At 72.7% G+C, this 10,675-nt stretch carries 12 protein-coding genes; 7 read left to right on the top strand and 5 right to left on the bottom strand.

The genetic code is table 11. The features are described 5' to 3' along the window. Positions 1-151 precede the first annotated feature (151 nt). From ACWEJX_RS01255 to ACWEJX_RS01245, 3 genes are all read left to right on the top strand, one after another. Positions 152-1,012 carry a DeoR/GlpR family DNA-binding transcription regulator gene (locus ACWEJX_RS01255; protein WP_451605483.1) on the top strand — a complete coding sequence of 287 codons (861 nt, stop codon included), beginning with the start codon at positions 152-154 and terminating at the stop codon, positions 1,010-1,012. Further along, on the top strand, positions 1,009-1,515 hold the full coding sequence (locus ACWEJX_RS01250; protein ID WP_451605482.1) for an SRPBCC family protein: 507 nt from the start codon (positions 1,009-1,011) through the stop codon (positions 1,513-1,515). The genes ACWEJX_RS01255 and ACWEJX_RS01250 overlap by 4 nt, the downstream gene beginning before the upstream one ends. 224 nt (positions 1,516-1,739) lie before the next feature. Then, positions 1,740-2,240: an SRPBCC family protein gene (locus tag ACWEJX_RS01245; protein WP_451605481.1), complete on the top strand. Its 501-nt coding sequence runs from the start codon at positions 1,740-1,742 to the stop codon at positions 2,238-2,240. On the opposite strand, the gene ACWEJX_RS01240 is transcribed toward ACWEJX_RS01245, so the two are convergent. After that, complete coding sequence (locus tag ACWEJX_RS01240; protein WP_451605480.1) at positions 2,200-3,318, bottom strand: PLP-dependent cysteine synthase family protein; 1,119 nt, start codon at positions 3,316-3,318, stop codon at positions 2,200-2,202. The two genes, ACWEJX_RS01245 and ACWEJX_RS01240, sit on opposite strands and share 41 nt — an antisense overlap. A gap of 241 nt (positions 3,319-3,559) precedes the next feature. On the opposite strand from ACWEJX_RS01240, the gene ACWEJX_RS01235 reads away from it, so the two are divergent. Both ACWEJX_RS01235 and ACWEJX_RS01230 read left to right on the top strand, forming a co-directional pair. After that, positions 3,560-3,862 carry a hypothetical protein gene (locus ACWEJX_RS01235; RefSeq protein WP_451605479.1) on the top strand — a complete coding sequence of 101 codons (303 nt, stop codon included), beginning with the start codon at positions 3,560-3,562 and terminating at the stop codon, positions 3,860-3,862. Positions 3,863-4,078: 216 nt separating this feature from the next. Further along, positions 4,079-4,636, top strand: coding sequence for an ATP-binding protein (locus ACWEJX_RS01230; RefSeq protein WP_451605478.1), 558 nt, complete (start codon positions 4,079-4,081; stop codon positions 4,634-4,636). A 176-nt stretch (positions 4,637-4,812) separates the two neighbouring features. On the opposite strand, the gene ACWEJX_RS01225 is transcribed toward ACWEJX_RS01230, so the two are convergent. From ACWEJX_RS01225 to ACWEJX_RS01215, 3 genes are all read right to left on the bottom strand, one after another. After that, complete coding sequence (locus tag ACWEJX_RS01225; RefSeq protein ID WP_451605641.1) at positions 4,813-7,365, bottom strand: ABC transporter permease; 2,553 nt, start codon at positions 7,363-7,365, stop codon at positions 4,813-4,815. Between the two features lie 155 nt (positions 7,366-7,520). Beyond that, complete coding sequence (locus ACWEJX_RS01220) at positions 7,521-8,291, bottom strand: ABC transporter ATP-binding protein (RefSeq protein WP_451605477.1); 771 nt, start codon at positions 8,289-8,291, stop codon at positions 7,521-7,523. After that, a complete protein-coding gene (locus ACWEJX_RS01215; protein ID WP_451605476.1) occupies positions 8,288-8,593 on the bottom strand; it encodes an SHOCT domain-containing protein in 306 nt (101 codons plus the stop codon). The genes ACWEJX_RS01220 and ACWEJX_RS01215 overlap by 4 nt, the downstream gene beginning before the upstream one ends. A 235-nt stretch (positions 8,594-8,828) precedes the next feature. Here ACWEJX_RS01215 and ACWEJX_RS01210 point away from each other — a divergent pair, with 235 nt between their 5' ends. Further along, the gene (locus ACWEJX_RS01210; protein ID WP_451605475.1) at positions 8,829-9,401 is read left to right on the top strand and encodes a TetR/AcrR family transcriptional regulator; all 573 of its coding nucleotides are present in this window, start codon (positions 8,829-8,831) and stop codon (positions 9,399-9,401) included. Between the two features lie 95 nt (positions 9,402-9,496). Next, complete coding sequence (locus tag ACWEJX_RS01205) at positions 9,497-10,081, top strand: DUF4865 family protein (protein ID WP_451605474.1); 585 nt, start codon at positions 9,497-9,499, stop codon at positions 10,079-10,081. Positions 10,082-10,132: 51 nt separating this feature from the next. Here the strand turns inward: ACWEJX_RS01205 and cpt are convergent, their stop codons facing one another. Beyond that, positions 10,133-10,663: a chloramphenicol phosphotransferase CPT gene (gene cpt / locus ACWEJX_RS01200; RefSeq protein ID WP_451605640.1), complete on the bottom strand. Its 531-nt coding sequence runs from the start codon at positions 10,661-10,663 to the stop codon at positions 10,133-10,135. Positions 10,664-10,675: the final 12 nt, after the last annotated feature.

Genomic DNA, 10,675 nt, shown 5'->3' with positions numbered 1-10,675 from the left:
GTGCGAGGATTCGACGGCAGGCAACCAGGATCGCGGACGGCCGGGCCCGACGGCACGGCTCTCACCGAATCCGTCGGCCCTCCACTTGAGATTTCCCAGATTTTCCGGCTTCAGATTTCCCAGATTTCCCTCGAAAGGACCGGCCCCGGCGGTGAGTGACAATCAGAACCTCCTCGCGGAGCAGCGGCGCGCCCTGATTCTCGACGAGGTGCGCCGGCGCGGCGGCGTACGGGTCAACGAGCTGACCCGCCGTCTCAACGTCTCCGACATGACCGTCCGCCGGGACCTGGACGCGCTGGCCCGCCAGGGCATGCTCGCGAAGGTGCACGGCGGCGCGGTGCCGGTGGTGGAGGCGAGCACCCACGAGCCGGGCTTCGAGGCGAAGTCGGTGCTCGAACTGGGCGCCAAGGACGAGATCGCGCGGGCGGCGGCGGCCATGGTGCGGCCGGGGACGGCGATCGCGCTGTCGGGTGGCACGACCACGTACGCGCTGGCCATGCAGCTGCTCGACGTCCCGGACCTGACGGTGGTGACGAACTCGGTGCGGGTCGCGGACGTCTTCTACGAGGCGCAGCACACCGGTTCGGGCGGCGAGGCCCGGCCCGGGGCGGCGACGGTGGTGCTCACCGGCGGCGTACGGACCCCGTCGGACGCCCTGGTCGGGCCGGTGGCCGACCAGGCGATCCGCTCGCTCCACTTCGACGCGCTGTTCCTCGGGGTGCACGGCATCTCGGTGGAGGCCGGTCTGTCGACGCCGAACCTGGCGGAGGCCGAGACCAACCGGCGTCTGGTGCGCTCGGCACGGCGGGTGGTGGTGGTCGCGGACCACACCAAGTGGGGGACGGTGGGCCTGAGTTCGTTCGCACGGCTCGACGAGGTGGACACCCTGGTGACGGACCCGGGGCTGTCGCCGGAGGTGCGCGAGGAGATGGCGGAGCACCTGCCGGGCCTGGTGGTGGCGGGTGAGGGCCCCGGCGAGGAGCCGGTCGGAAGCGGGGCGGAGCCGGAGTGAGCCGGTTCCGGATCGAGCGCGCCGTTCCCCTGTCGCCGGACGAGGTGTGGCGGCGGCTCACGGACTGGCCGGCGCACGGCCGACAGGTCCCGCTCACCCGTACGACGGTGCTGACGGCGGGCCCGAACGGCGTGGGCACCCGGTTCACGGCCCGCACCGGGGTGGGCCGCCTGGGCTTCGACGACCCGATGGAGGTCGTACGTTTCGAGCCACCGGCCGCCGGGCGGACCGGGGTGTGCCGACTGGAGAAGTACGGGCGGACGGTACGGGGTTGGGCCGCCTTCGAGGTGACCCCGGCGACCGGAGTGGCCGGGGCGATCGGTTCGGGCGGTGCGGGCGATGCGGCCGGGGCGATCGGTTCGGGCGGTGCGGCCGGGGCGGGAAGTCGGGTGGTGTGGACGGAGGAGCTAAGGCTCCGGGGCGTGCCGGCGGCCTTCGACCCCGTGCTCGCGGCGGCGGGGCGAGTGGTCTTCGGCCGGGCGCTCGACGGGCTGCTGGGCTGAGCGGGGCGGCCCGAGCGGAGGCTGGGGGCCGGGGACCCGGGGGCGGGGGGGCGGAAGGCCCGCTGGGCAGCCGGGCGTGACGTCGCATGGGGCGCCCGACAGAGAGGGCCCGACAGAGGGGGCCCGGCAGAGGAGTCCCGGCAGAGGGGGCCCGCTGGGCAACTGAACGGGTGTCAGCTAGGGTGTGCGCTCCGCGCAGACCCGCCCCATGGGAGGTACGGTCCATGGCACGCCGACTGAGGCAAGTGGAGCTCGACTTCATCGCGTCCGCGCCCGTCCGCCTGGTCTTCTCGGCGGTCGCCGCCGCCCCGCCCGCCGCCGTCTACCGCTCGCTCGCGGTGGAGGTGGGCAGCTGGCCCGCCTGGTTCTCGGCGGTCCGGACGGCGTCGCCCACCGACGACGGCGCGGGCCGGGCGATCCGGCTGCGCGGCGGGGTCTCCTTCGAGGAGACGATCATGGCGGCCGACCCGGACGCGCGCTACGCGTACCGGGTCGACACGACCAACGCGCCGGGCGTCACGGCGATGCTGGAGGAGTGGGCCCTCTCCCCCGCCGCCGGTGGCACCCGGGTCCGCTGGACCATGGCCGTCGACGGCAACCGCCCGTTCACCGCCGGCCTGCGGCTGGCCCGGCCGGGGATCGGCCTGTCGTTCCGCGACGCGGTGCGCCGGCTCGACCGGCGGCTCACTCCGGCCAGACACCCGTCGCCAGGAAGCGGTCGATAGCGGCGGAGTAGGGCGCGATGTCGAGGCCCTGGGCGGCCAGCCAGTCGTCCGAGTAGTACTTGTCGAGGTAGCGCTCGCCCGGGTCGCAGATCAGCGTGACGACGCTGCCGGTGCGCCGCTCGGCGACCATCTCGGCGACGATCTTCAGCGCGCTCCACAGGCCGGTGCCGGTGGAACCGCCCGCCTTGCGGCCGATCGCGGTCTCCAGGGCGCGGACGGCGGCGACGCTCGCCGCGTCGGGCACCTTCATCATGCGGTCGACGGCGCCGGGCACGAAGCTCGGCTCCATGCGGGGCCGGCCGATGCCCTCGATGCGGGAGCCGCAGTCGGAGGTGGCGTTCGGGTCGTGGTGCGTCCAGCCGTCGAAGAAACAGGAGTTCTCGGGGTCGGCGACGCAGATCCGGGTGTCGTACTGCATGTAGTGCACGTAACGGGCGATCGTCGCCGAGGTGCCGCCCGTGCCGGCCGTGGCCACGATCCACGCGGGCTCCGGGTAGCGCTCCAGCTTCAGCTGCTCGTACATCGACTCGGCGATGTTGTTGTTGCCGCGCCAGTCGGTGGCCCGCTCGGCGTAGGTGAACTGGTCCATGTAGTGGCCGCCGGTGCGCTCGGCGAGCGCCGCGGCCTCCTCGTACATGGTGCGCGAGTCGTCCACGAAGTGGCACTGCCCACCGTGGAACTCGATCAGACGGCACTTCTCGGGGCTGGTGGTGCGGGGCATGACGGCGATGAACGGGACGCCGATCAGCTTGGCGAAGTACGCCTCGGAGACCGCGGTCGAACCGCTGGACGCCTCGATGACGGGCGCGCCGGGACGGATCCAGCCGTTGCACAGGCCGTAGAGGAAGAGGGAGCGGGCGAGCCGGTGCTTGAGGCTGCCGGTCGGGTGGGTCGACTCGTCCTTGAGGTACAGGTCGATGCCCCAGCTCTCGGGCAGCGGGAAGCGCAGCAGGTGGGTGTCGGCCGAACGGTTCGCGTCCGCGTGCACCTTGCGGACGGCCTCCTTGAGCCAGGACCGGTAGCCGGGGTCGCTGCGGTCGACGTCGATGGTGGCCATGGGGCTGGTGGTGCTGGTCATGCGTGCCTGCCTCTTCTCGTGGTGCGCGTCGGGGTGGCCGCGGGGTGCCCGGAGGGATTGCCGGAAGGGCTTGCCCACTGACCGACAATACCGCTCTCACCTGGGCAAACGTTCCCTTTGAGATTCCATAGGAGTGCCTTGCAGACGGCGTGTGGGGAGGCGTGGCGCGGGCGGTTCTGGTGCCGGTGACGACGGCCCGGCACACTGGGAGGAGGCAGTCTGCGCGAAGGGGGCGGAGCCCATGTCCGAAGCCGTTACCGAGCCCGAGCCGGAGCCCGAGTTCACGGCCACGGGGGTACGCATCGACCGCTGGCCCCGGTCGTTGACGCGCGCCGGCGAGGTCCGCATCGAGGACGGCCGGCTGTCCCTCCTGACCAGCTACGGCAGCGAGATCGACAGCGCCCCGCTGGGTACGGTACGGGCGGGCCGCCCGTGGTTCGCGAAGCCGGACGAGGCGGTGGCGACGGTGAACGGCACGCGCTACCGGATCTCGGGCTCGGGGCGCCTCCTAGAGGCCCTGAAGAAGGCGAAGACCGGGGGCTGAGGGGGAGCCGAGTCGGGGACTGACATGGGGCTGACATGGGGCTGACCTGCGGCGGGTCGCCGCGAGTTGCGGCGCTTTCACCACTGGTTCACGCTGGAACCACCTCACCGAGGGTTTACCGGCGGTGACGCTGCGAACCAGCCACCGTCCTGCTACACCGCATGACAGATCCGAATCTCCGTCTTCTTCCGGACCTCACTTCGGGGAGTCGCAGCCGTGATCAGCGAGCCCAGCAGGTATTGGACGGTGGAGCTACAGGCCCAGCCGTCGCGGATCGGTCAGGTCCGCAGGATCGTCTCGGCGCATCTGCGCCACTGGCAGCTCGATGCCTTGATAGAGCATGCCTCGCTCGGTGTCACCGAGCTCCTGACCAATGTTCACCGGCATGCCCAGCCGGACAAGATGTGCACGGTCGAGGTCGAGCTGCTGCTCGACCGCCTCACCGTCTCGGTCCGCGACAACGACCCCCGGTTCCCGGACCTTTGCGAACCGGGCGACAGCGGGGACGAGTTCGCCACCTCGGGCCGCGGCCTCGCCATCGTCGAGGCGCTCAGCGAGAGCTGGGGCGTCCGCCCGCACGACTCGGGCAAGATCGTCTGGTTCACCCTCCAGGCCCCGCCTTCCCCCGTCGCCCTCGCCCCACTCGCCCACACCGTCTACGGCGCCACGACGGCCGGCCCGTTCACCGGCCGCGACCTGGAGACGGTCCCGTTCGGCGAGATGGAGGATCCGTTGCACGCGCCGGCGGCGGGTCGGTCGGTACTGGCACGCTGAGGGGGCGGCCTGGTCGGGGGGCGGGCCCGGGATATCGGATCCAGGATCTCGGACCCGATATCCAGCCTCTCGGATCGAGCCTCTCGGATCCCGGATCCAACCTCGCGGATCCCGGATCCAACCTCGCGGATCCCGGATCCCGGATTACGGATCCCGGATCCTGGATCCCCGGCCCGTCACTCCGTCGCTATCGCCCGCAGCACGTCCAGGCGGGCCGCCCGCCGTGCCGGGCGCCAGCCGGCGACGGCGCCGGCGGCGAGACCGACCAGGGCGACGACCGCCAGTCGGGCGGGCGGCAGCGCGAAGACGAACGCGCTGTCCGACGAGCCGTCGGAGGCGCGCACCAGGACCCAGCCGAGGAAGGCGCCGAGCACGAGCCCGCCGGCCGTGCCGAAAGCGGCGACGAGGACGGACTCCCAGCGGACCATGGCCCGCAGCTGACGACGGGTCTGACCGACGGCGCGCAGCAGGCCGAGTTCGCGGGTGCGCTCGTGGACGGCGAGGGTGAGGGTGTTGGCGATGCCGAGCAGGGCGATGAGGACGGCGAGGGCGAGCAGCGCGTAGACGAGCGTGAGCATCATGTCGATGCCGGCCGCCGAGGACCGGGCGTACTCGGCGCGGGTCTGGACCTCGGGGTTGCCGTAGCGGGCCGCGACGCGTTCGACGGCTTGCTCGCCCGCGTCGGCGGAGACGCCGTCCTTGAACGTGACGGCGACCAGCCGGTCGGCGTCCTGGGTGTGGTGCGGGGCCCAGGCCTGGCGGGTGAGGAGGTAGTCGCCGGCGAGGTCGGCCCGTTCGTAGACGGCCTTGACGGTGAAGGTGTGCCGGGTGCCGTCGGTGAAGGCGAGTTCGGCCGTGCGGCCGGGGGCCAGCCCGGTCTTGGTGGCCTCGTCGGCGGCGACCGCGATCCCGTCCGCGCCGAGCGCGCCGAGTGAGCCCCGTACCGTACCGAGGTCGAAGGTGCGGGCGAGCGCGGCCGGGTCGGTGACGGTCAGGGCGCGGCCCCGGCCGTCGACCTCGGCGATGCCCTTGCCCAGGCCGACCGCCGTGTCCACCTCGGGCAGCGCGGCCACGGCGGGCGCGAGGTGCGGGCTCAGCCCGCTGCCGCCCGCGCCGAACGACGGGGCGCTGACGGCCACGTCGCCGGCGAAGGACCGCGAGACGGTGTCGTCCATGGTCGCCTTGAGCGATGCGCCGAAGACGGTGAAGAGCGAGACGACGGCCACGCCGATCATGAGCGCGGTGGCGGTGGCGGCGGTGCGCCGGGGGCTGCGCAGCGCGTTGCGGCGGGCGAGTGCGCGGGTGGTGTCGCGCAGCGGGCCGCCGAGGGCCCGAATCGCGTACGAAGAGGCAACCGGGCCCAGGACGACGAACGCGACGAGTGCGAGCACCGCCCCGGTTCCCGCGAGCCACAGCGACGGGGTGGCCAGGACGCCGGCGAGGACCAGGGCCACGGCGAGGACGAGCAGTCCCGCTCCGGCCGCGGTACGGGTGCGGGAGGCGGCCGGGTCGTCGACCGCGGTCTCGCGCAGGGCGGCCAGGGGTGCGGTGCGCCCGGCGCGGACCGCGGGGAGCAGCGCCGAGCCGGTGCAGACGGCGAGGCCGACGGCGAACGGCAGCCCGAGCGACGTCCCGCTGATCACCAGGTCCCCGTCGGGGAAGGGGAATCCCACGGCCGGGAAGAGGGCCTGGAGGCCGGCCGCGATGCCGATGCCGCCGAGCAGTCCGGCCGCGGAGGCGAGGAGCGCGACGGCGACGGCCTCGGTGAGGGTCATGGTGACGACCTGGCGGCGTGCGGCGCCGAGGGCGCGTAGCAGGGCGTTCTCGCGGGTGCGCTGGGCGACGACGATGGCGAAGGTGTTGTGGATGGAGAAGACGGAGACGAGCAGGGCGATGCCGCTGAACACCAGCAGGAAGGTGGTGAAGAGGTCGAGGAAGCGACCGGAGATCATCTCGTTGCTCTCGTCGGTGGCCTGCTGTCCGGTGATGGCCTCGACGCCGTCGGGGAGTGCGGGGGTCAGTGCGTCGACCAGGGCCTGCTGGGAGGTGCCGGGGCCGGCCCGGACGAGGATGTCGGTGGCGGCTCCGGGCTTCGGGGTGAGGTACTTCTCCGCGTCGGCGCGGGTCAGGCCGGTGTAGGTGACCTGCCCCATCCCGTCCGCGCCGCCGAACGTGGCGAGGCCGACGACCGTGACGCGCACCGGGTCGGGGGTGCGCAGGACGGTGGTGGAGCCGATGGTGAGGTGTCCGGCCTTGGCGGCGGCGCGGTTGACGACGGCCTCGCCGGGCTTCTGCGGGGCGCGGCCTTCGGCCAGGGCATACGGGTTGAGCTTCGGATCCTGGATCCAGTTGCCCGCCAGGGTGGGCGGGCCCTGGCCGCCGATCGGTTTGCCGTCGGCACCGACGAGCTGACCCGCGCCCTCGATGCGCGGAACGACGGCGGCGACTCCGGGGATCTGGGCGACGCGGTCGGCGAGGGAAGCGTCGACCGGGCTGCGGGTGCCCTGCGCCTGCCCCGCGACGGTGACCACGTTCGTGCTGCGGACGACGGCGTCGGTGCCGCTGTTGGCGTCGGCGAAGAGGGTGCCGAAGCTGGCTCGCAGGGTGTCGCCCATGACGAGGGTGCCGGTGAGGAAGGCGACGCCGATCAGGACGGCGGCGAAGGTGCCGAGGAAGCGCCGGCGGTGGGTACGGAGGGAGGCCAGGCTGAGGCGCAGGGTGGTGGGGATCCTGGATCCAGAAGCCGGGATGTCGGATCCAGGATCCCGGATGTCGGGTCCGAGCTTCGGGATCTTGGATCCAGGAGCGGAAATATTGGATCCCGTCGCCGGGGTATTGGATCCAATCGCCGGGATGTTGGATCCAAGATCTGATTCGGGCCGAGTCATGTCACCGCTCCCCTGCTGTCGAGGGACTTCATCCGGTCCAGAACGAGATCGGATGTCGGATTTTGGATCCGATCCACCAGGCGCCCGTCCGCGAGGAACACCACCTCGTCGGCGTGCGCGGCGGCCACCGGGTCGTGGGTGACCATCACCACGGTCCGGCCGGTGCTCCGCACCGTGTCGCCGAGCAGCCGCAGCACCTCCTCTCCCGAGCGGGAGTCGAGATTGCCGGTCGGTTCGTCGGCGAACACGACGTCCGGGCTGCCGGCGAAGGCGCGGGCCACGGCCACCCGCTGCTGCTGGCCGCCGGAGAGCTGGCTCGGCCGGTGGTGGAGCCGGTCGCGCAGGCCCACCGCGTCGATGAGGGAGTCGAGCCGTGCCGGGTCGGGGGCGGCGCCCGCGAGGTCGAGGGGCAGGGTGATGTTCTCGGCGACGGTCAGGGTCGGGAGCAGGTTGAAGGCCTGGAAGACGAAGCCGATGCGCTCCCGCCGCAGCAGGGTGAGGCGCCGGTCGTCGAGGGCGGAGAGGTCGGTGTCGCCGATGAGGGCGGAGCCGGAGGTGAGGGTGTCGAGGCCGGCGGCGCAGTGCATCAGGGTGGACTTGCCGGAGCCGGAGGGGCCCATGATGGCGGTGAAGCGGCCGGCCGGGAAGTCGACGCTCACCCCGTCCAGGGCCCTGACCTCGGTGTCGCCGCCGCCGTAGACCTTCACGGCGTCGACGACACGGGCGGCGGCGGGGCGGGCGTCGGCTCGCAGTGCGGTGGTGGTCATGCCCGCCGCCTCTTGTCCTCGGAGGGACGACGGCCGAACTGCTCCTCAAGGACGGTCAGCCGGCGCCAGTACTCGTCCTCGTCGATCTCGCCGGCCGCGAAGCGGTGACCGAGCAGTGCGATCGGCGACTGCTCGTCGACCGCGGAGGCGCCCGGACCGCCGAAGCCGCCCGGACCACCGGGACGGCCCCAGCCGAAGCGGCGGCGGCGCACGACCGTGACCACGGTGACGATCACGGCCGCCCAGACGAGCGGGAAGAAGAGGATCCACGGGCCGGGGCCCGCGTAGGCGAGGGTGTTCATGTCGGTCAGCTCCTCGGATGCTGCTGCCTGTCGGGGTGGTTCGTGATGGTTCGAGACTCGCTCGCGAAGGGGCCCCAAGTCGTCGTACGGCCAGCGGCTTCGCGCGTACGACAGGGGGAGTACAAGGGCCCGGGGCGACTGCTCCTCGGCCGGCTTCCGACTCGACCGGCTTCCGACTCGGCCTGCTGGACTCCGGCCCTCGACGCTGTACCTACTGGTATGTACAGTGAGAGTCATGAGCGCGAGCGCGTCCGAGCGACTGATCGAGGCCACCCGTGACCTGCTGTGGGAGCGGGGCTACGTCGGCACCAGCCCCAAGGCCATCCAGCAGGCGGCGGGTGCCGGCCAGGGCAGCATGTACCACCACTTCACCGGCAAGCCCGACCTCGCCCTCGCCGCGATCCGCCGCACCGCCGAGGAGCTGCGGGCGGCGGCGGAGGCGGCGCTCGGCGGGCCGGGACCGGCGTACGCGCGCATCGAGGCGTATCTGCTGCGCGAGCGGGACGTGCTGCGCGGCTGCCCGGTGGGGCGGCTGACGATGGACCCGGACGTGATCGCCAGCGCCGAGCTGCGCGCGCCGGTCGACGAGACGCTCGACTGGCTGCGCGACCGGCTCGCCGGAATCGTCCAGGAGGGCCTGGACAGCGGGGAGTTCAGCGGTCCGCTGCGCGCCGAGGAGGTCGCCTCGACGATCGTCGCGACCCTGCAGGGCGGTTACGTCCTGGCCCGCGCAGCCGGCTCCCCCGCCGCTTTCGACACCGCCGTACGCGGTCTGCTCGCGCTGCTGTCCGCCCGTACCGACCGCTGACCCGCCGGAACCCCGGCTGCTGATCCGAACACAGGGCCGGCCGCCGCCCCCGACCGCCGTCCCGACCCACTCATGCGACCTCAGGAGCCCGTCCCATGCACGCCATGCAGTACGACATCACGCTTCCCGCGGACTACGACATGGGGATCATCCGCGAACGGGTCGCGACCCGGGGCCATCTGCTCGACGACTTCCCCGGCCTCGGCATCAAGGCCTATCTGATGCGCGAACGGGCCGACGGCTCGCCGGTCAACCAGTACGCGCCGTTCTATCTGTGGGCGAGCGCCACCGGTATGAACTCGTTCCTGTGGGGCCCAGGTTTCCAGGGCATCGTGAACGACTTCGGGCGGCCCGTCGTGCAGCACTGGACGGTGCTCGCGTACGACGAGGGCCCGGCCGCCGCGTCCGCGCCGCGCACGGCGACGCGGACGCGCAGGCCCGTCCCCGCCCGTCTCGACCCGGCCGAGGCGGTCGAGAGGTCCCTGGAGCGGCACCTCGTCGAGGCGAAGGGCGACGGCGTGGTGGCCCGCGCCGTGGCCGTCGATCCGCGCCACTGGGAGCTGCTCACCTTCACCCTGTGGGCGGACGAGGGCGCGGCCGAGCCGAACGCCGACCGCTTCCAGGTGCTCCATCTGTCGGCCCCCGGCCGGACCGGAATCGTGCCCGGACGCCAGTGGTGAGCCAGTGAGGACGGCTCAGCGGAGGCGGACGGAGCGGCCGAGGCGGGCGGGTCAGCCGAGGCGGGCGGCGATGGCCCGGGCGCAGTCGAGGGACTCGGTGCGGGTGGTGTCGATCTCCAGGTCGTAGCTGACGCCCTGGTGGACCAGCTCGGCCTGGGCGGCGGCCATGCCCGGGACGCGGTCACCGCGGGCGATCTCGCGGCCCGCGGCGACGGCGCTGTCACAGCGGACGCCGACCCAGAGCACGTCGACGCCGTCGAGGGCCTTCCGCCAGCGTTCCTGGGAGGCCGCGCCGCCGAGGAAGACGTCGTCGATGACGACCCGGGCGCCGGCCCGGACCATGCTCGCGATGCCGGTGGTCCAGGCCGCCTCCAAGGCCCGGAACCTCTCCCCCACGATCACGCTGCCGTCGTCCGCGAACTCGATCCAGCCTTCGGCACCGCTTCCGTCGCGCAGCCGCGCGGGCAGCGCGTCGATGAAGGAGTCGCAGCCGAACGCGAGCCAGGGATCGGGGAGTACGGACTGGAGGCAGCGCACGATCCCGCTCTTCCCGGAGCTGGAACCGCCGTTGAGGATGATCACCTGAGTCGTCAC

It is taken from the genome of Streptomyces sp. NPDC004788, from assembly GCF_053601115.1.
Note: the sequence above shows the minus strand (reverse complement) of the source record. Positions and strands in the feature narration are given on the sequence as shown.

Coding starts and splice junctions, on each gene's coding strand:
- ACWEJX_RS01245 (WP_451605481.1), top strand. CDS start 1,740: ATGGCACGCCGACTGAGGCAAGTGGAGCTCGACTTCATCGCGTCCGCG.
- ACWEJX_RS01240 (WP_451605480.1), bottom strand. CDS start 3,318: ATGACCAGCACCACCAGCCCCATGGCCACCATCGACGTCGACCGCAGC.
- ACWEJX_RS01235 (WP_451605479.1), top strand. CDS start 3,560: ATGTCCGAAGCCGTTACCGAGCCCGAGCCGGAGCCCGAGTTCACGGCC.
- ACWEJX_RS01220 (WP_451605477.1), bottom strand. CDS start 8,291: ATGACCACCACCGCACTGCGAGCCGACGCCCGCCCCGCCGCCGCCCGT.
- ACWEJX_RS01215 (WP_451605476.1), bottom strand. CDS start 8,593: ATGAACACCCTCGCCTACGCGGGCCCCGGCCCGTGGATCCTCTTCTTC.
- ACWEJX_RS01210 (WP_451605475.1), top strand. CDS start 8,829: ATGAGCGCGAGCGCGTCCGAGCGACTGATCGAGGCCACCCGTGACCTG.
- ACWEJX_RS01205 (WP_451605474.1), top strand. CDS start 9,497: ATGCACGCCATGCAGTACGACATCACGCTTCCCGCGGACTACGACATG.